Source organism: Qipengyuania sp. Mu-71 (assembly GCF_036867055.1).
Classification (GTDB): Bacteria; Pseudomonadota; Alphaproteobacteria; order Sphingomonadales; family Sphingomonadaceae; genus Qipengyuania; species Qipengyuania profunda.
In genome coordinates this window covers 2,204,689-2,223,949 of the sequence record NZ_JBAJHR010000001.1, presented here as the reverse complement: position 1 = coordinate 2,223,949, position 19,261 = coordinate 2,204,689, and the positions used below count along the sequence as shown (strand labels likewise).

The window sequence follows — 19,261 nt, the reverse complement described above, 5'->3', positions numbered from 1 at the left end:
ATGTTTGACAACGTTGACAGAAATATGCAACCAGTAAGTCGCGAACGGAAAGCTGCCCCGCGAGTCGTGGGTCAAGCTGCCGATACGTACGAAAGTCCGCACGCGAAGATGCGGCTTGGGAGGGATAGAGAGAGATGAACAGCGGGATTTTGCGCAACCGTGCGGCCTTGATGGCCGCCGCGTCGATATTTGCAATGGGAGCAACCGCAGCGCCAGCCTTGGCGCAGGATGCAACCGACACTGGGCCCGAGGCCGCCGACGAGACGGACAACGTCATCATCGTCACCGGCTTTCGCGCATCGCTTGAAAACGCGCTGAATGCCAAGCGCGATTCGAACCTCATCATCGAATCGGTGACGGCGGAAGACATCGGCAAATTCCCCGACCAGAATGTCGCGGAATCGCTCCAGCGCCTGCCGGGTATCCAGATCGACCGTGAAAACGGGCAGGGTTCGAAAGTCCGCATCCGCGGGCTCGACCAGAACGTCACGCTGCTGAACGGCGAGCTCTTCGTCAGCGGCCTCGAGGTCTACAAGGTCGGCGAAGGCAATTATAACCGCAACGACAGTCTCGAAGGCGTGCCGTCGGAACTGATCGGGGGGATCGAGGTCTTCAAATCGCCCAATGCATCGCTGCTCGAAGGCGGGCTTGGCGGGATCGTCAACCTCAAGACGCGCAATCCGCTCGACCTCAAGCAAGGCTTCACGCTGGCTGGCAACGTCAAGGGCAGCAAGGGCAGCGAGATTTCGGGTTGGGAGCCGGCGGGCGCCGCAGTTCTCGGCTACAATTTCAACGACCGCCTCGGGGTCATTGCCACTTTCAGCTACGAAAAGACGAACAATCACGTCAATGTGCTGGGCGGCGACAATCGCGGCAACTGGGCCTTCGACGAGGGACGCCGCGACACCGCGACCGTGCCGACCAATTATTATGCGCCCGAATATCGCTACGTCACCGACCGCGACCAGTATCGCCGCCGGTGGGGTGCTTCGATCGGCATCAATTACCGCGCGACCGACGAGCTCGAGGTCAGCGCGCAATATTTCCACTCGGACCTGAAGATCGACACGCGCGAAGCCTCGGTCAAATTCCCCTTCGGACAGGGCGAATCGCAGGGTCTCGTCGGAGACTATTCGATCGATGGCAACGGCGTGCTGACCGAAGGTACGGTCCGCGCGCAATCGGCCGAGGCAATTTCCTTCGTCGATGTGTCGAACATCAAGTCGGACAATGTGCAATTCGGCCTCGACTGGGACAACGATACCAATTTCCGCGTCTCGATGATGGCGAATTACTCCTCGTCGAGCATGAAGCGTGAGGTCGCCAATAACGACGTGCGCTACACCGCCTATGGCGTGCGCGGGCCGGGCACTTCGGGACCGCAGCCTGGATTCACACCCAATTCGGCTGCGCCGCCGACTTTCGACTTCACCTATCGCAATGGCGAGTTTCCCAGTTTCGGCATCGCGCCGGGAAGCCCGCAGGACCTGTTCAACAATCCCGATTTCGGCTTCTTCAAGTCGCACTGGGCGTTTGGCGACCGCTCCGACATCGAAGGTCACTCGCTTCGCGCCGACTTCGCCTATGATGTCGACAACGATTATACCAATACCGTCACGATCAGCGCGGGCTTCCGTTATGGCCAGCGCACGGTCGACTTCGCATCGGGGCGCTATCTCGCCGATCTGAGCGGCAAGGGCGAACTCGACGCCACCGCGATCCCCGAATCCGAACGGGTCGACGGCTTCTCCTACAACTGGACGCCCTATAGCTACTTCCAGGACGGGGCGATCGGCTTCAAGATCTGCGATCTGCCCGAGGTCAACAAGCCTGCGGCGTTTGCCGGATGCAGCCGCTTCGGGGATTCGCCCGCAGTGTTCACGCCCTATGAAACCTTCCTGAGCAATCCCGAACGCGTCGAGGCGATCACGAATTTTGCCGGTGGTGGTAGGATCGAAGGCGATACGGTGCTCGTCGCCGACCGGTCGCGGATGACCAATGCGCTCGAGTGGATCCAGGCGCTCTATCCCGACACGCCGTTCAGCTTCTTCGAAGATCCGCTGCAGACCTATCGGGTGAAGGAAGAAACCAAGTCGGGTTACATCATGGCCGATCTGGGCGGGGTCGACGATCCGTACCACGTCAATGTGGGCCTGCGCATCGTCAACACCGACCTGACCATCGACCAGAACCAGCCGGCCAATGCCGATCCGAGCTATTGGGGCACCGATAGCTGGAACGGCGTGCTGCGCGATTTCACCACCAATACGGTGATGCGCAGCTACACCGACTTCCTGCCGAGCGCGAACGCGGTGTTCGACGTGAGCGAGAACAGCAAGGTTCGCTTCTCCGCAGCGCGCGTGGTCGCACGCCAGCCGCTGGTTTCGCTGGGTCAGGGCTTCTCGACCGACTTCACCCGCGATCCCGCCGACGATCTGTTCAAGTTCACCAATGGCGCGCGCGGCAATGCCGAACTCGATCCGTTCCGGGCGTATCAGTTCGACCTCGGCTTCGAGCACTATTTCGGTAGTCAGGGACTGCTCTCGGCAGGCCTGTTCTGGAAGGAGGTCGACAGCTTCATCGTCAACGAAACGGTCGCCGTTTTCGTCAACGACCAGGCCGGCGGACGGCTCGGACCCGTGTCGCAGCCAGCCAATGGCTCGGGCGGCCGCGTGAAGGGCTTCGAACTGGCGGCGCAATATGCCTTCGACTTCGGCCTGGGCTTCACCGCGAACTACACCTTCTCGGACACCGAGACCGATTTCAGCACCGATTTCACCGACAACCTCCCGCTGCCGGGCGTGTCGAAGCATTCGGCGAACGGGCAGGTCTATTTCGAACGTTACGGGTTCGCCGCGCGCGCATCCTATAGCTGGCGTTCGAAGCAGTACCTTGGCAATTTCGGTTTCGCCGACGGGTCGGTTACTCGGACGCTGGGGATCTACCAGAAATCCTTCGGCCAGCTCGATGGGCAGATCAGCTACCAGCTGACCGACAATTTCGAGGTCTTTGCCGAGGCGATCAATATCACCAAGGCGGATACCAGCGTGTACCTGCAATTTCCCGAATTGCCCTTCCGCTTCGAATCCGGTTCAAGGCGGATCTATGGCGGGGTGAAATTCAACTTCTGATTTCGGTCCCTCCCGGAACTGATGGCGGCCCCGATCGGTACGGGCCGCCATCGATTTTCCGACGACGCATGTGGGAGACCGGGTGATCAATCACACACATACGGGCGAGGCCTCGCCGCAAGCCCTGCGATCGATCTGCATCGTCGGCGGCGGCACCGCGGGCTGGTCTGCCGCTGCATTGCTCTCGCGCGTATTGCAGGGCAGCGGCTGCCGCATCACGCTGGTTGAATCGTCCGATATCCCGACCGTGGGGGTGGGCGAGGCGACCATCCCGCCGATCTTCGATTTCCTGCGCAATATCGGCGCGGACGAGGTTGCCTTCATCCGCCGCTGCCAGGCGACTTTCAAGCTGGGTATCCAGTTTCGCGACTGGCTGCACCGCGGGCACAGCTACTGGCATCCGTTTGGCAATCTGGGTGTCACCATCAACCAGCGGCCGTTCCATCACTACTATTGGAAGAACCTCGCCGAGGGGCATGACGAGGGACTGGCCGATTTGTGTCCATCGGTCGCGCTGGCGGAAGACGACAAGTTCGCCTTCCCTTCGCCCGACGGCAACTGGCCGGGCGGCGCGGTCGCCTATGCGCTGCATTTCGATGCCGGTCTGGTGGCCGCCTTCCTGCGCGAACATGCCGAGGCGGCGGGAGTCGAGCGGCTCGACCGCCGCATCCTGCGTGCCGAACGCGGCGAGGGCGAGCAGATTGCCGCGGTCCATTTCGACAATGGGGAATCGCTCTCGGCCGATTTCTACATCGATTGTTCGGGCTTTCGCGGGCTGCTGATCGAAGAGGCGCTGGAGGCGGGCTTCGATGACTGGCGCCGCTGGCTACCCTGCGATCGTGCGGTCGCCGCACCGACCGCTGCGCAATCGGTTCGCACGCCCTATACGGTGGCCACTGCGCGATCGGCGGGGTGGCAGTGGCGCATCCCGCTCCAGCACCGGACGGGCAATGGCCTCGTCTATTGCAGCGACTTCATCAGGGATGACGACGCGGCCGAAGAACTGCGCGAGGGTCTGGACGGTCCGCCGATTGCCAATCCGCGCGTGCTGCGTTTTACCCCGGGGCTGCGCAAACGCGTGTGGATCGGCAATTGCCTCGCGCTCGGCCTGTCGGCGGGATTTCTCGAACCGCTCGAATCGACCAGCATCCATCTCATTCACACCGGGCTCAATCGCCTGCTCGACCTGTTTCCCGACCGCAGCTTCGACCCGGTGCTGATCGACAGCTACAATCGCAACGTCGAACGCGAATATGTGCACATCCGCGATTTCCTGCTGCTGCATTACTATCCCAACCAGCGCGAGGGCGAGCCGTTCTGGGACCATGTCCGCAACATCGAGCTGCCCGATACGCTGGTAGAGAAGATGGCGCTGTTCGAGCGCACCGGGCGGATCATGTCGAAGCACCGCGAACTCTTCTCCGATATCAGCTGGTTCTATGTCGCCGCCGGTATGGGGCTGCGCCCGGCGGCGATCGACCCGCTGGTCGATGTCGCACCGTTCGAGGAGGTGCGAAAGGTAATCGTGCAATTGCGCGACGCGATGGGCGCCTTTCGCGCGGCGGCGCCGTCGCATGATGCGATCCTCGACCGACTGCTCGATCCAAAAGAGACGCGGCGCCCCAATTTCGGTGCCGGAGCAGGCTGGGCCAACCGTTAGAGGCTGACGGGCCTACAACGGGCACTGTGATCGCGTCTAAGCCGGCGGCGGACCGACGGTCAGCCGTTCGATCAGCCGGTGGGTATGGATGACGGTGGGGCCCGGGTCCTCGCCCGCCAGCAGGCGCAGCAGCATGTCCGCAGCGGTATGCGCCATTTCGACGACCGGCTGCCGCACCGTCGTCAGCCGCGGCCACACGACGCGGGCAATCTCGGAATCATCGAAGCCGACCACGCTGAGATCGGCGGGGACATCGAACCCCAGCTCGCGCGCGGCCGACATCGCGCCGACCGCCATATCGTCATTCTCGGCCAGAATGGCGGTTGGGCGCAGCTTGCGCGAGAGGATCCGCTTGGTCGCCTCGTAGCCCGATTCAAAACTCCAGTCGCCCGTTTCGATGAGCTCGGGCAGGTAGTCCACGCCCGCTGCATCGAAGGCCGCGCGATAGGCGATCAGCCGCTGTGCGCTTACCGGGTGGTCGGGATCGCCCTTGATGATCGCGATCCGGCGATGGCCGTAGCCCAGCACATGATCCGCAATCTCGCGGGCCGCGGCAATATCGTCCATCGTCGTCGCGAGCCCCACGCCTTCATGCGACTGCGGGGTGATTCGGGCGAACGGAATGCGCGCCTGCGTGAGCCCGTCGAGAACCTCGGCATGGTCGGACGCGGGCGGCGCGAGGATGACGCCGTCCAGCGCGGCGGAGCGGATGGTGCGGACAACGTCCTGCGGATGGTCGGCGACGGATTCGACCGGCAGCACGATCAGCCGATACCGCTCCCCATGCAGCCGCTCGAGCGCGCCGCGCTGCAATTCGACGACATAGCTGGGGCTCGGCTTTTCATAGACGAGTCCGATCAGATAGGATTGCTGGCGCACGAGGCCCTGCGCCATCACATTGGGGTGGTAGTTGAGTTCCTTGGCCGCGCGCAGCACCTTCTTGCGCAGCGCGGGCGTGATATGCGGTTCGTCGTTGAAAACGCGCGATACGCTTTTCGGCGACACTTCCGCCAATTTGGCGACATCGACGATCGTCGATCGCTTTGCTCCGCGGGCCATCGGCAATTCCGTGGCCCGATTGTCTTGCGTTGTCAACGGCGGGCTCCGGCGGTGTCTTGTAGTCAAACCCCAGAAAACCACTTCTTCCGGTCGGTGACGCGCCTCCGCCGCGCGCAGAACCTGACGGGCCCGCCGGGAGTTCCGCTCGCTGGTTCCCAATCCGATTGACTTCTATAGCCGTGAGCCACACCCACGGAGAGGATGCGGACGGCCGGACCCAAACTCATGCTCATCGGTGGCGGGCATGCGCATCTCGGGGTGTTGGCCGATTGGGTGCGCCGCTGCGCTCCCGAGGCGCGCACAACATTGATTTCGCCGCATCGCTACACGCGCTATTCGGGTATGATCCCGGGAACGGTTGCAGGCGAATATGATGGCGAGCACGGACGCATCGATCTCGTGGCGCTTACCAGGCAGGCGGGGGCCGAACTGATCCTCGACCGCTGCGCCGCGATCGATCCGGAGCAGCGGACGATCACCACGGGCAATGGCCAATCGGTCGGTTTTGACATCTGTTCGATCGATGTCGGCGGCGTGGGGCGAGCCAAGACTGTTCTCGGCATGGATCCGCGGATCGTCGAGGTCCGGCCGATCGGCAGCTTCCTTGCGCGGTTGACCGAGTGGCAGAGCACCGCGCGCGATATACCCAAGCACATAGTGGTGGCTGGCGGCGGTGCGGGCGGGGTGGAACTGGCCTTCGCCCTGCGCCGGCGTTTCGCCAGTGGGAACGCGCGTATCACGCTGGTAGCCGGGCGGGCTGGCCTGCTTGATAATCTCGGACGCCGGACCACCGTACTGGTGCGGCGTGAACTGGCGCGGCAGGATATCCTTTCGATCGAAGAGGATGCGCGGATCGAGGCCGGTGCGCTCACCGCGGGGGGGCGCAGCATTGAGCCGGTCGACCTCATTGTCGCCTCGCTGGGCGCGGCGGCCCCGCGATGGCCGAAAGAGGGCGGGCTCGCAGTCGACGACGACGGGTTTATCGCAGTCGACCGCTATCAGCGCTCGCTGTCGCATCCCCATATCCTTGCGGCGGGCGATGTCGCGGCGAGACAGGACCGCCGGGTGCCGCATTCGGGCGTCCATGCCGTCCATACGGGCCCGGTCCTCGCTGCCAATTTGCGCTGCCTCGTCGCCGGTACGGGGCGACTGCGCAGCTACCGCCCCCGGCCCGCCAGCCTTTATCTTCTCTCGACCGGATCGGGAAAAGCGATTGCAAGCTATGGCCCGGTTGCTGTGCAGGGGCGCTGGGCAGCCGCGTTGAAGCGCTGGATCGACCGGCGCTGGGTGACATCTTTCGCCAAATCGACCGATCCGGTGTAACCCGCTCGCCCACGCGACGAACAGGCGAGCGACAGAAAGAACACATGAAAAAGATTCTCATCATTCTGGCCCTTGCCGTGTTGGTCGCGGCCTACTTCTTCTTCGGGCTAGGCGACTATCTTACCGTCGACGGCATCAAGCAGGTCGCTGGCGAGATCGGCACCTATTACGAGCGCAATCCGCTGCAGGTCATTGCGCTGTTCTTCCTGACCTATGTCGCAGTGACCGCGGCCTCCTTGCCCGGTGCAGCGGTGATGACGCTGGCGGCAGGCGCGCTGTTCGGGGTCGTGATCGGCACTATCGTGGTCTCCTTCGCCTCGACATTGGGCGCGGTGCTGGCCTTTCTCGCTTCGCGCTATGTCCTGCGCGATACGATCGAACAGCGTTTCGGCGCGCGGCTCAAGACGGTGAACCAGGGGCTCGAACGCGACGGCGCATTCTATCTCTTCACCATCCGCATGATCCCGCTGTTTCCGTTCTTCGTCGTCAATCTGGTTATGGGGCTGACGCGGATCAGAGCTCGCACTTACGCCTGGGTGAGCCAGGTAGGCATGCTGCTGGGCACGATCGTTTATGTAAATGCCGGCACGCAGCTGGCACAGATCGACAGCCTTGCAGGCATCGCTTCGCCTGCAGTGCTGGCCTCCTTCGCCCTGCTCGGTATCGCCCCCTGGATTGCCAAGGCGATCATCGGCTGGATCAAGCGCCGCAAGGTCTATGCCGGCTTTGCCAGGCCGAAGAGCTTCGATCGCAATCTGGTGGTGATCGGCGCCGGGTCGGCCGGCCTTGTGTCCTCGTTGATCGCCGCGACAGTCAAGGCCAAGGTGACGCTGGTCGAAGCGAACAGGATGGGGGGCGACTGTCTCAACACCGGCTGCGTGCCCTCCAAGGCTCTAATCAAGAGCGCCAAGGTCGCCGAACAGATGCGCCATGCGGATCGGTATGGCCTCGAGCCGTCCGAACCCGAGGTTCCGTTCCGGCAAACCATCGCCAGGGTGATGGGTGCGATCAAGACGATCGAGCCGCATGACAGTGTCGAACGTTATACCGGTCTCGGGGTCGATGTGGTCGAAGGCTACGCCAAGGTGGTTGATCCCTGGACGGTCGAGATCGCGCGCAAGGATGGCGCGACGCAGCGCCTGACCACGCGCGCCATCGTGATTGCCGCGGGCGCAGAACCCTTCGTCCCCCAGATCGCGGGGCTGGAGGGAAGCGGGTATCTGACCAGCGACACCATGTGGGATGCCTTCGCGCAGATGGACCGCGTGCCTGCCCGCATCGCAGTGCTGGGCGGTGGGCCGATCGGCTGCGAGCTGTCACAGGCGCTGTCCCGGCTGGGATCAAGCGTGACACAGGTCGAAATGGCGGACCGGGTGCTGGGCCGCGAAGATCCCGAGGTGTCCGCCGCCGCGAAGATCTCGCTGGAGGCGTCGGGCGTGTCTGTACTGACCGATCACCGGGCGATCAGGGTCGCGGACGGGACCCTTTTTGCCGACCACAAGGGGGCGCAAGTCGGTATCGATTTCGACTGCCTGATCGTTGCCGTGGGGCGCGCCGCCCGGCTTACCGGCTACGGTCTTGAAGACATTGGCATCGACACGGCCAAAACGGTGGTCACCGACGAATTCCTCGCAACCAAGTTTCCCAATATCTACGCCGCTGGCGATGTGGCGGGTCCGTTCCAGTTCACGCATACGGCCAGCCATCAGGCTTGGTTTGCCAGCGTCAACGCGCTGTTCGGTCAGTTCAAGCGGTTCAAGGTGGACTACCGCGTCATCCCCGCGGTCACCTTCCTCGATCCGGAGATCGCGCGGGTCGGCATCAACGAGACCGAGGCGGAAAAGCAGGGCATCGCTTATGAAGTCACCCGCTACGATCTCGACGATCTCGACCGCGCCATTGCAGAAAGCGAAACGCGCGGTTTCGTCAAAGTGCTCACCCCGCCCGGCAAGGACACCATCCTCGGTGCGACCATCGTCGGCGCGCATGCGGGCGAGTTGCTGGCCGAATATGTGCTCGCAATGAAGCACGGACTGGGGCTCAACAAGATCCTCGGCACGATCCATTCCTATCCGACCATGGCGGAGGCGAACAAATTCGCTGCGGGCGAATGGAAGAAGGCGCACAAGCCCGAGACGCTGCTCGCGCTGGTCGAGAAATATCACAATTGGCGCCGCGGTTGAGCGCGTCCAAGCGGACTGGAGAATACCATGCTCGGCAAGATATCCCTGCTCATCATGCGTGTCGGAACCGGCATGCTGCTGGTCCTGTGGGGCAGCGTCAGGCTGTTCGGCGACGGCATGGGCACCAAGCTTGCAGAGAAGTATTACGGCGGGGTCGGCGCGGCGAGCAATATTCAGCTCGCCTTCGCCAGCGCAGAGGTGGTGATAGGCGCACTGGTCGTCCTCGGCCTGTTCCGGCGCGTGGCGCTGGTCGGCGCTGCCATTATCCTCGTTGGCGGCGCCTTCCCGATCTGGCGCCACTTTCTCGATCCCTTCGGACGGTATTTGTTCGCCAGCCCCGAGGACGCAAACCTGCTGTTCTTCCCGTCGATCACCGTGGCGGGCGCCGCGCTTGCGCTGATCGCGTTTCGCGAACATGACACGCTGGCGCTGGACAGCCTGGTCAAGCGAAAGGGCTGAACGGCCAGCGAGGGGCGGCAGTGGAGATTTTCGACCAGTTTCGCGGCCTGATCGGCATCGCCTTGCTGATCCTGCTTGCCTGGGGTCTGTCCGAAGACCGCCGCGGCCGCCCGTCATGGGGGTGGATCGCAGGCGCGGTTGCCTTGCAGGCGTTCCTCGCGCTGCTGATCGTGCGTGTGCCGATCGTCTGGGATGTGGTCACGCTCGCCAATGAGGTCGTGGCTGCGATCGAGCGCGCGACGCTCGACGGCTCGTCCTACATGTTCGGTTATCTCGGCGGTGCCCCGCTGCCTTTCGCGCTCAAGGAAGGCGTAGCCGCCCCGGTGGTGATCGCCTTTCAGATCCTGCCGCTGGTGATCGTCTTCTCCGCGCTTGCCGCCTTGCTGTGGCACTGGGGCGTCTTGCGCTGGCTGGTGAATGGCCTGTCCTTCCTCCTGCGTCGAACGCTTCGGGTCAGCGGCGTCGTCGGTCTATCGGGCGGTGCGAACATGTTTCTCGGCGTGGTCGAAAGCCCGCTGGTAGTGCGCGCCTATTTCGCCCGGATGAGCCGCGCAGACCTGTTCCAGGTGATGGTGCTCGCGATGGCGACGATCAGCGGGGCGATCCTGATCCTTTATGCCACCACGCTCTCGCGCACCGTGCCCGATGCGGTGGGGCATATGATCTCGGCCTCGCTCATCTCGCTTCCAGCAGCACTGCTGATCGCGAAGCTGATGGTGCCGGGTGAGGCTGCGGTCGACGGTGAGAACGAGGGTGAGGCCGCGCTCAAGGCGCCCGGGTTGCGCTACGAATCCAGCATCGATGCGATCATCAAGGGGACGATGGACGGGATGCAGCTGTTCCTGGCGGTGATCGCGGTGATCATCGTGGTTTTCGCGCTGGTTTCGCTGGCCGACCAAGTGCTCGCGCTCTTGCCGCTGGTCGACGGCGATCCGCTGACGCTCAAGCGCGGGTTCGGGTGGCTGTTCGCCCCGCTGATGTGGCTGATCGGCGTGCCGTGGGGCGAGGCACAGGCCGCGGGTAGCCTGATGGGCACCAAGGCGATCCTCAACGAATATGTCGCTTATCTCGAACTCGCCGCTTTGCCGGGCGGCACCTTCGCTCCGCGCAGCCTGCTCATCGTGACCTATGCGCTGTGCGGCGTCGCCAATCTCGCCAGCATCGGGCTGCTGGTTTCGACGATCGGCACGTTATGCCCCGAGCGGCGCGGCGAAGTGGCGGGACTGGGCGTCCGCAGCTGGATCGCGGGGAATATGGCGACGGCGATGACCGGTGCCTGGATCGGGCTGATCACCTGGGCATGAGCTGGAAGGAGGCCGACCGATGTTCGACGCCAGGCTGCGCCCGCTGATCGACCCGCCGCTGAATCGCATCGGACGTGCGCTGGCAACGGGCGGCGTGACGGCAAACATGCTAACCTTTACCGGTCTCGTTCTCGGGCTGGCGGGCGCAGGTGCGATCGCTTTTGGCCAGCTTGCAATCGGATTGGCGCTGATCATCGCCAACCGGTTGCTCGATGGGCTCGACGGCGCCGTCGCGCGCGCCAATGGCCCCACTGCGCTGGGCGGCTATTTCGATATCGTGGCAGATTTCGCCTTCTACGTGTCGGTCCCGCTGGCCTTTGGGTTTCTCGATCCCGCCAACACGCAAGCCGCCTTGGTGCTGGTCGCTGCGTTCGTGCTGACCGGGGTGAGCTTCCTGGCCTTTGCGGTTGTCGCGGCTGAGCGCGGCGAAGAAACCCGCGCGCATGGCCGCAAGAGCTTCTTTTATTCCACCGGACTTGCCGAAGGCGCGGAAACGATCGCGGTGTTCATCGCCTTCGCGCTGTTCCCGGCATGGTTCGTGCCGATTGCCTATGGCTATGCCGCACTCTGCGTGTTGACCGTGTTCCAGCGTAGCGCGCTGGCGGTGATGCACTTCAGGGATTGAGGCGCGCGGCGACCGCGTCGCGCAATTTCGCGATCCGCGCCGCATTGGCGCCCAGGTCGCTCATCCCGACGCGCGAGACCGAACGGAAATCGATCTCGCCATCGGCAATGCGCACCACCATGTCGTCCTTGAAGCCGAACCAAAAAGTCTCCGCGACACCTTCGACGCGCCCGGCTGCAGCATCGGCCGTGACATCCACGAAGCCCAGCTCCTCCATTGCCTCCGCCACGGCCGCGACAGCTGCCGCGCGGTCGGCCGTGCCGATGGGCAGCGATACGAGATCGGGATAGGCTTGCGTGATGACCTGTGCATGTGACTGGTTCGCGAGCGGCGCTTCGGTTTGCGCCCACATATCCAGTTCGCCGAGCGGGGTGGTGTAGTCGTTGAGCGGATTGGCACCGCTCGCATTGCGGCGATCGACTGCCGCTTGCGAGAAGGCCGGAGGATTGGCGACATCGGTGGCGATGTCGTGGATCGGCGGAATATCCGCGGCCTGACCGCGAACATAGCCCAGCGCAGCAAAAATCCCGAGCGGCACAAGCAGCGCGATCAACGCAAGCAGCCAGCCGCGGCGCGGTTTGCGCAGCAGCGTGGCGACCAGTGCCACCAACGCCACCAGTGCGACGATGCCCAGCAGGATGGGCCCCGCCTTGATCGTCATCGTCAGCAGCCCCGTCTGCCAGCTCCACAGCCCGAACTTGGTGCCCAGCGCGGCAACCGCGAAATAGACCGGCAGCAGAAGCGCTAGGGCAAGGGCGAGGCGGCTATACCAGGGCGATCGTGTCATGCAGGGTTCCTAACGCGGCGAAGCGATCTTGCCTACGCGGGATTCGCTGGGGCCCGGACCGCGGGCCTCACCTAGCCGCCGGTCACGCTCATATGGCGGGCGAGCGCGGGTTCGCGCTGCTCGACGTCGAAGGCATGGCGCAGCGGCTTGCCCGCGAGCAGCCGGTCGAGCGCCGCGTCGAGCGCCTGTTCGCCGCCGGCGCGGATGATATCGCGCAGTTCGACCTTCTGGTCGTGCCCGAGGCAGCCATAGACCGTCCCCGTCGCGCCGATCCTGATGCGATTGCAGCCCGCGCAGAAATTGTCGCTCAGCGGCGTAATGAGGCCGAGCCGGGTGCCGGTCTCCGCGACATCGAAATAACGTGCCGGTCCGCCCGTGCGGTGGAGCGAGGGGACGAGCGTGAAGCTGCGTTCGATCTCGGCGCGGACGTCGTCGAGCCGCAAATGCGTCGATTGCCGGTCGAGCGACACTTCGCCCAGCGGCATCGCCTCGATCAGGCCAAGGTCCAACCCGCGCTCGCTGCACCAGCCGAGCAGCGCGGGCAGTTCGTCATCGTTGAGGCCGCGCATCGCCACGGCATTGATGCGGATCGCGAGGCCTGCCGCGCGGGCCGCCTCGATCCCGCTGATAACCCGGTCGAACTCATCACGCCGCGTCAGCTGGGCGAAGCGTTCACGGTCGAGCGTGTCCAGGCTGACATTGATCCGCCGCACGCCCGCATCATACAAATCCTGCGCCATTTCGGGCAGGCGGGAGCCATTGGTGGTGAGAGTGAGTTCCTCGAGGCCGTCCCCGCGCAGCCGCGCCAGCCTGCCGACCAGATCCATGATGCCCTTGCGCACCAGGGGTTCGCCGCCGGTCAGCCTGATCCGGCGGACGCCGCGCGCGACCAGATGCCGCGCGAGCGCCTCGATTTCCTCGAATGTCAGCAGGTCGCGGCGGGGGAGGAACTGCATGTCTTCCGCCATGCAATAGGTGCAGCGCAGATTGCAGCGGTCGGTCACCGACAGGCGAATATAGTCGATCTGGCGGCCGAAAGCGTCGCGCATGGCGGTGCCCTACACGCTGGCGGACGAAGCCGAAACGGAATTCTTGGCGCTTTGGGGAAGGCTGCTAACCGACGCTGCGCAGTTTGCCGAACAGGGCCGGCAGCGGTTCGGAGGCGCGCGCCTTGCCCATCGCGTCGGCGACCGCTTGCGGAACTGCGATCTCGATCGCGTGGGCGCGGTCTTCGCTCAGCCCGACCGAGACTTCATAAGTGCCCGGATCGATCACGAAGCGTCCGTCGCGTTCGAACCGGCCAAGCTGGTTGCCGCCGACTTCGAACAGTATCTGGCGGGTTTCCCCGCCTCCGAGCGAGACCCGCTGGAAATCGGCCAGTTCGGTCCGCTCCTGCCCGCGTCCGCCGGGGCGGCGCAGGTAAAGCTGGACGGTTTCAGTGCCCTCATGGCCCCCGACATTGTGCAGAACGGTACTCACAATGAGCCGGTCGTGCCCCAGTTCGGTCGTGGTCTGGCCGAGCCCGAATTCGGAATAATTGAGCCCGTGCCCGAAGGTCAGGCCCACCCGCCCGCGGTCGACCAGCGGTATCGGCAGGCGGCCGCAGGGCGCGAATTCGCCGGTGAGGACATCGGTGATGGCATGGCCCGACATACTGCCCAGCTGACCCGCGTGGATAATGCAGGGCAGTTTCGCGCCGCTGATATCGGGATCGAGCGGACGCGCTCCGAGCGTGATCAGCACGATGCTCCGGTTGACCGCATAGAGCGCCTCGAGCAGCGTCTGCTGCGCTGCGGTCAGTGTGCTGGTTTCGCCGAGCGTGACAATGACCGTCCCCGCGCGGCGGGCGGCTTCGCTGGCCATGCCGATCGCCATATGGTCCGCATCGATCAGATCACCCGATGACGATCCTGCCTGATCCCGGCGCAAGGCCAGCCCGGGTACGAAATTGTGCGCCAGTTCACGGGTGTCGAACCCGTCGATCAGGCTCGCCCCTTCCTGCGGCAATCCGCCGGTGGGCAGCGACCGGTCGCCGGCAGCTTGGCCGACGACGAGGATTTCGCCCGAATCGATGCTCAGCGGAAGCAGCGCAGGGTCGTTGCGAAGCAGGATGATCGCGTGGCGCGCGGCATCGAGCGCAACGGTTCGCGCTCCCGCCGCCGACCGCTTCGGCGTTTCGGTTTCTTCCGGTCCCGCGCTGCGGAACAGGCCAAGGTCGTATTTCGCGCCCAGCACCTTGCGCACGGCATCGTCGAGCTGGAGCGGCGTCACGCGCCCGTCTGCAACCGCTGCCACCACTGCGGCGACAGAGATGTCCGCATAGGGTGCGCCGGTCAGATACTGTCCCGCCGCCTTGGCGATTTCCGTCCATTCGGCGAGGTCGATCCCTTCGAAACCGCCAGGCCCACCAATGGCAAAGGTCGCACTGGTCGACTGGTCGCCGTTGTCGAGCGAAGAGGCAATCCGGCCAAGCGCGATACTGGCCGGGGGCGATTCGCGCAGCACACCTGCAACCAGGCGCAGCTGGTCTGCGGGCAAGTGCGCGCCGCGGCGACCCGTCCACGAGGGGTTATCCACGCGCAGGCAGGCGAGCATGCTGCCGCCGTCCTGATCCTCAAACTGCAGCCCGCGCACGGTGGCCGATGCCAGGCACCGGGCCAGCAGCCCCGATGCGCCCCAGCTCGCGGAAAGATCCTTGTCGGTATGCGATGTGCTCAGTGCGACGGAGGGCCCGAGCAGCCAGTTCTTGCCTCTATCCCGCGCCTCGGCGGCGACGATGCGCGCGGCGCGCTCGACCACCTCGGGTGCCCAGCTTGCGGCCAGCGCGAAGGGGCTGGGCATGATGACCGCTTCGCCGCGACCGGGGGTGGCGGCGTAGAGCAGGGGAATGCCCAAGCGGGTTTCTTCGATGGCCATACTCTGGAGAGTAGCAAACTCGGCGGGCGAGCCGGGACCCACGAGACCGCTCAACTGGCCCTGGCGGAGCTGGTCGCGCACGCGATCGATTGCATCGGTATCGGCTGGATCGGGCGCGCGTTCGAGCGCCAATTGCCCGACCTTCTCCTCCACCGACATGATGGCGAGCAGGTCTTCGACGAAACGCTCGCGTTCGGCGGCGTAATCGGTGGGGCGGCGTGCCATGGCAGGTCCGTGTCCCACAAATAGGTAAACATCTTGTTTTGGTAGGTTCTTCGCCTTGCGGGTCACGCCGTCAGCCGCTTGTGGAGGGAGGTGATTTACAGATATAAAAATATCTTTATATCCATCCTGCAATGCGCACCGATACTCTCTTCCGGGCCTTGGCCGACCCTACCCGTCTCAGGATCATGCGCCTGCTGGGTTCGATGGAACTGGCCGTGGGCGAAGTGGCGCAGGTGCTGGGGCAGAGCCAGCCGCGCGTATCGCGGCATATCGGCATCCTGTGCGATGCGGGCCTGGCCGAGCGCCGCCGCGAAGGCAGCTGGGTCTTCCTGCGCGCTTGCGCGAATGCCAGCGAGGCGCCGCCGCTATGCGCGGCAGTCGCCGATCTGCTGGTCGAAGCCGAAGCGACCGACGCGCCATTTGCCGAGCAATGCGAGCAGGACCGCCGCAAGCTTGCAGCGATCCGCCAGCATCGCGAAAGCGAAGCGCAGGTGTATTTCTCCGACCACGCGCACGATTGGGACGAACTGCGCCGCCTGCATTCCTCTGACGAGGCGGTGGAGGCAGCGCTGGGCAAAGCTCTGGGCACGAGGTCGCTCGGACGCTTGCTCGATATCGGGACCGGCACAGGGCGTATGGCCGAACTTTTCGCCGAACGCGCCGAGCGGATCGTGGCGCTCGACAAGAGCCTTGCGATGCTGCGGGTGGCGCGCGCCAAATTGCAGCATCTGCCGACCGAACGGGTCGAACTGGTGCAGGGCGATTTCGCTTCGCTTTCGTTTGCCGCGGAAAGTTTCGACACGGTGCTGTTCCATCAGGTCCTGCATTTCGCGCAGAACCCCGGCGCGGCGCTGGCCGAGGCGGCGCGTGTGGCGCGCCCCGAAGGACGGATCGCGATCGTCGATTTCGCCGCGCATCAGCGCGAGGAATTGCGCGATCGCCATGCGCATGCCCGGCTGGGCTTCGAAGATGGCCAGATGGCCAGCCTGCTCGACGAAGCAGGGTTCGAGCCAGCGGCCCCGATGGCGCTGGAGGATGGAGAACTGGTGGTGAAGATCTGGATTGCGCAGCGGCGCGCCGCAAACAGGAAGGCTGCATCATGAGCCCGACGATGGACCAGATGCGCGAAGCCCAGCGCGCGCTCGACGCCCCGCTGTTCTCCGGCCTGCCCGGCGATGTCGAGGTGAGCTTCGAATTCTTCCCGCCCAAGAACGACAAGATGAATGAAACGCTGTGGCACAGCGTCGAAACGCTCGCCCCGCTCGGGCCGCGCTTCGCCAGCGTCACTTATGGGGCAGGCGGCTCGACGCGCGAACGCACGCATGAGCAGGTCGTGCGGATCCAGAACGAAGCCCATATCCCTGCCGCTGCGCATCTGACCTGCGTCGATGCAACGCGCGAACAGGTCGATGCGGTCGCGCGGCACTATTGGGAGGAAGGCATCCGCCATATCGTCGCGCTGCGCGGCGACGCGCCCGACGGCCAATCGCGCTACACGCCGCATCCGGGCGGCTATGCCAATGCGGTCGAGCTGATCGCCGGACTGAAGCAGATCGCCGATTTCGAGATTTCGGTCGCCGCCTATCCCGAGGTTCATCCCGATTCCCCCGATGCGCAGGCCGACATCGCCAATCTCAAGGCCAAGTTCGATGCCGGCGCGACCCGCGCGATCACGCAGTTCTTCTTCGATCCGCAATGCTTCTTCGAGTTCCGCGACAAGGCCGCCGCCGCCGGGATCGAGGGCGAGATCGTGCCCGGGATCATGCCGGTGATGAGCTTCGCCGCGGTCCAGCGGATGTCCGGGCTTTGCGGCACCGCGATCCCGCACTGGATGGAAGGGCTGTTCGAAGGGCTCGACGACCAGCCCGCCGCACGCCAGCTGGTCAGCGCGACCATCGCCGCCGAAATGTGCCGCCGCCTCTATGCGGGCGGGGTGCGCCAGTTCCATTTCTACACTCTCAACCGCGCCGAGCTGAGTTATGCGATCTGTCACATGCTCGGCCTGCGTCCGAAAGCGAAGCCATGACCAAGCGCGAGCAATTCGAGGCTGCCGCGGCGCAGCGGATCCTGATCAAGGACGGCCCCTATGGCACCGCGATCCAGCAGGCCGGGCTAAGGCCTGAAGACTATGCTGCGGGCACCGCACTGGAGCAGGACCAGAAGGGCAATAACGACCTCGTCAACCTGACCCAGCCGCAGGTGATCCGGGCGATCTGCGACAGCTATATCGATGCAGGCGCGCATATCCTCGCCACCAACACCTTCAACGCCAACCGGATCAGCCAGGCGGATTATGGGGCGGAGGACCTGGTCCATGAGATCAACGTCGCCGCAGCGCGCATCATCCGCGAGGCGATCGACGCGCGCACCGATGGCGTACCGCGCTTTGTTGCGGGGGCGGTGGGGCCGACCAACAAGACGCTGTCGCTGTCGCCCGATGTCGAGGACCCGGGCTTTCGCGAGGTTACCTTCGACGAAATCGTCGCGGTCTATGTCGACCAGTGCCGCGCGCTGGTCGAGGGCGGGGCCGATTTCATCCTTATCGAAACCGTGTTCGACACGCTCAATTGCAAGGCCGCAATCATGGCGGTGAAACAGCTCGAGCGCGAGCTTGGCCGCGATCTCCCGTTGATGATCTCGCTGACGCTGACCGACTTGTCGGGGCGCAATCTGTCGGGCCATACGGTCGAGGCGTTCTGGTACACGGTGCGGCATGCCAAGCCGCTGACCATCGGACTCAATTGCAGCTTCGGCGCCGAACAGCTGCGCCCGCATGTCCAGCTGCTGTCCGATATCGCCGATACCTATCTGATGGCCTATCCCAATGCCGGCCTGCCCAATGATCTGGGCGAATATGACGAGCTGCCCGAAACCACCGCGGCGCTGACCCGGGTCTGGGCGGAGAACGGCCGCATCAATGCGCTGGGCGGCTGCTGTGGCTCGACCCCGGCGCATATCGCCGCGATGGCCGCAGCGGTCGAAGGGCTGGCACCGCGTATCCCGCCGAGCACGAAGCCCGACATGCGCCTCGCGGGGCTCGAGCCGTTTACGGTGGCGGCATGAGCGATTCGCTTGCGAACCGCGCGGTCATCCGCACCGCAGGCGTCGCTGACGCCGGGCGGCTGTCGTTGATCGCCAACGCCACCTTCCTCGAAACCTTCGCCGGAATGATCGCGGGCGACGCGCTGGTGGCGCATTGCGAGACGCAGCATGCACCCGCCTATCTCGCCCGGCTCCTGGACGCAGGCGCGCGGGCCTGGCTGGCGGAAGTCGACGATGCCCCTGTCGGCTACGCCCTGCTCAACCGGCCCGAACTCGATGCCTCGCGCGATGGCGATATCGAGCTCAAGAAAATCTACCTGCTGTCGCGGTTCCACGGCAGCGGCATCGCGCGCGACCTGTTCGATGCGGCCAAGGCCGGTGCGCGGGGGCATCAGCGTCTGCTGCTCGGCGTAAAGGACGACAATCGCCGCGCCATCGCCTTCTATACCAAACAGGGTTTCAGGAAGATCGCGACGCGCCGCTTCGACGTCGGCGGCACACTTTACGATGATGTCGTGCTCGCACGCGAACTCGACCGGGACTGAGC

At 64.5% G+C, this 19,261-nt stretch carries 15 protein-coding genes; 11 read left to right on the top strand and 4 right to left on the bottom strand.

What is annotated here, in order from left to right; genetic code table 11:
• Nucleotides 1–194: 194 nt before the first annotated feature.
• The gene (locus V6B15_RS10900) at nt 195–3,131 is read left to right on the top strand and encodes a TonB-dependent receptor (protein ID WP_334201160.1); all 2,937 of its coding nucleotides are present in this window, start codon (nt 195–197) and stop codon (nt 3,129–3,131) included.
• An 82-nt stretch (nt 3,132–3,213) separates the two neighbouring features.
• Nucleotides 3,214–4,791 (top strand): tryptophan halogenase family protein, encoded by a 1,578-nt coding sequence (locus tag V6B15_RS10895; RefSeq protein WP_334201159.1) that lies wholly within the window; start codon nt 3,214–3,216, stop codon nt 4,789–4,791.
• A gap of 36 nt (nt 4,792–4,827) precedes the next feature.
• On the opposite strand, the gene V6B15_RS10890 is transcribed toward V6B15_RS10895, so the two are convergent.
• Nucleotides 4,828–5,850, bottom strand: a complete 1,023-nt coding sequence (locus V6B15_RS10890) for a LacI family DNA-binding transcriptional regulator (protein WP_334201158.1) — start codon at nt 5,848–5,850, stop codon at nt 4,828–4,830.
• A gap of 225 nt (nt 5,851–6,075) precedes the next feature.
• On the opposite strand from V6B15_RS10890, the gene V6B15_RS10885 reads away from it, so the two are divergent.
• The 5 genes from V6B15_RS10885 to V6B15_RS10865 are packed head-to-tail and all read left to right on the top strand — an operon-like array spanning nt 6,076 to nt 11,744.
• A complete protein-coding gene (locus V6B15_RS10885) occupies nt 6,076–7,173 on the top strand; it encodes an FAD-dependent oxidoreductase (protein WP_334201157.1) in 1,098 nt (365 codons plus the stop codon).
• Between the two features lie 44 nt (nt 7,174–7,217).
• Entirely contained in the window at nt 7,218–9,356 is a 2,139-nt protein-coding gene (locus V6B15_RS10880) for an FAD-dependent oxidoreductase (RefSeq protein WP_334201156.1), read from the top strand.
• A 54-nt stretch (nt 9,357–9,410) separates the two neighbouring features.
• Complete coding sequence (locus V6B15_RS10875; protein WP_334201155.1) at nt 9,411–9,815, top strand: hypothetical protein; 405 nt, start codon at nt 9,411–9,413, stop codon at nt 9,813–9,815.
• Nucleotides 9,816–9,835: 20 nt separating this feature from the next.
• Nucleotides 9,836–11,119: a NupC/NupG family nucleoside CNT transporter gene (locus tag V6B15_RS10870; RefSeq protein ID WP_334201154.1), complete on the top strand. Its 1,284-nt coding sequence runs from the start codon at nt 9,836–9,838 to the stop codon at nt 11,117–11,119.
• Nucleotides 11,120–11,138: 19 nt separating this feature from the next.
• The gene (locus V6B15_RS10865) at nt 11,139–11,744 is read left to right on the top strand and encodes a CDP-alcohol phosphatidyltransferase family protein (RefSeq protein WP_334201153.1); all 606 of its coding nucleotides are present in this window, start codon (nt 11,139–11,141) and stop codon (nt 11,742–11,744) included.
• Here the strand turns inward: V6B15_RS10865 and V6B15_RS10860 are convergent.
• From V6B15_RS10860 to V6B15_RS10850, 3 genes are all read right to left on the bottom strand, one after another.
• Nucleotides 11,734–12,531: a DUF1499 domain-containing protein gene (locus V6B15_RS10860; protein ID WP_334201152.1), complete on the bottom strand. Its 798-nt coding sequence runs from the start codon at nt 12,529–12,531 to the stop codon at nt 11,734–11,736. The two genes, V6B15_RS10865 and V6B15_RS10860, sit on opposite strands and share 11 nt — an antisense overlap.
• Before the next feature lie 71 nt (nt 12,532–12,602).
• Nucleotides 12,603–13,580, bottom strand: coding sequence for a GTP 3',8-cyclase MoaA (gene moaA / locus V6B15_RS10855; protein ID WP_334201151.1), 978 nt, complete (start codon nt 13,578–13,580; stop codon nt 12,603–12,605).
• 64 nt (nt 13,581–13,644) lie between these two features.
• Nucleotides 13,645–15,672 (bottom strand): glycoside hydrolase family 3 C-terminal domain-containing protein, encoded by a 2,028-nt coding sequence (locus V6B15_RS10850; protein WP_334201150.1) that lies wholly within the window; start codon nt 15,670–15,672, stop codon nt 13,645–13,647.
• 131 nt (nt 15,673–15,803) lie between these two features.
• On the opposite strand from V6B15_RS10850, the gene V6B15_RS10845 reads away from it, so the two are divergent.
• From V6B15_RS10845 to V6B15_RS10830, 4 genes are read left to right on the top strand one after another with little or no spacing between them, the layout of a single operon-like run.
• Nucleotides 15,804–16,775 (top strand): ArsR/SmtB family transcription factor, encoded by a 972-nt coding sequence (locus tag V6B15_RS10845; RefSeq protein ID WP_334201149.1) that lies wholly within the window; start codon nt 15,804–15,806, stop codon nt 16,773–16,775.
• Nucleotides 16,772–17,698, top strand: a complete 927-nt coding sequence (metF, locus tag V6B15_RS10840) for a methylenetetrahydrofolate reductase (RefSeq protein WP_334201148.1) — start codon at nt 16,772–16,774, stop codon at nt 17,696–17,698. The genes V6B15_RS10845 and metF overlap by 4 nt, the downstream gene beginning before the upstream one ends.
• Entirely contained in the window at nt 17,695–18,735 is a 1,041-nt protein-coding gene (locus V6B15_RS10835; protein WP_334201147.1) for a homocysteine S-methyltransferase family protein, read from the top strand. Before metF ends, V6B15_RS10835 begins: the two co-directional genes overlap by 4 nt.
• Entirely contained in the window at nt 18,732–19,259 is a 528-nt protein-coding gene (locus V6B15_RS10830; RefSeq protein WP_334201146.1) for a GNAT family N-acetyltransferase, read from the top strand. Before V6B15_RS10835 ends, V6B15_RS10830 begins: the two co-directional genes overlap by 4 nt.
• Nucleotides 19,260–19,261 lie beyond the last annotated feature (2 nt).

Coding starts and splice junctions, on each gene's coding strand:
- V6B15_RS10900 (WP_334201160.1), top strand. CDS start 195: ATGGGAGCAACCGCAGCGCCAGCCTTGGCGCAGGATGCAACCGACACT.
- V6B15_RS10890 (WP_334201158.1), bottom strand. CDS start 5,850: ATGGCCCGCGGAGCAAAGCGATCGACGATCGTCGATGTCGCCAAATTG.
- V6B15_RS10885 (WP_334201157.1), top strand. CDS start 6,076: ATGCTCATCGGTGGCGGGCATGCGCATCTCGGGGTGTTGGCCGATTGG.
- V6B15_RS10880 (WP_334201156.1), top strand. CDS start 7,218: ATGAAAAAGATTCTCATCATTCTGGCCCTTGCCGTGTTGGTCGCGGCC.
- V6B15_RS10875 (WP_334201155.1), top strand. CDS start 9,411: ATGCGTGTCGGAACCGGCATGCTGCTGGTCCTGTGGGGCAGCGTCAGG.
- V6B15_RS10865 (WP_334201153.1), top strand. CDS start 11,139: ATGTTCGACGCCAGGCTGCGCCCGCTGATCGACCCGCCGCTGAATCGC.
- V6B15_RS10860 (WP_334201152.1), bottom strand. CDS start 12,531: ATGACACGATCGCCCTGGTATAGCCGCCTCGCCCTTGCCCTAGCGCTT.
- moaA (WP_334201151.1), bottom strand. CDS start 13,580: ATGCGCGACGCTTTCGGCCGCCAGATCGACTATATTCGCCTGTCGGTG.
- V6B15_RS10850 (WP_334201150.1), bottom strand. CDS start 15,672: ATGGCACGCCGCCCCACCGATTACGCCGCCGAACGCGAGCGTTTCGTC.
- V6B15_RS10845 (WP_334201149.1), top strand. CDS start 15,804: ATGCGCACCGATACTCTCTTCCGGGCCTTGGCCGACCCTACCCGTCTC.
- metF (WP_334201148.1), top strand. CDS start 16,772: ATGAGCCCGACGATGGACCAGATGCGCGAAGCCCAGCGCGCGCTCGAC.
- V6B15_RS10835 (WP_334201147.1), top strand. CDS start 17,695: ATGACCAAGCGCGAGCAATTCGAGGCTGCCGCGGCGCAGCGGATCCTG.
- V6B15_RS10830 (WP_334201146.1), top strand. CDS start 18,732: ATGAGCGATTCGCTTGCGAACCGCGCGGTCATCCGCACCGCAGGCGTC.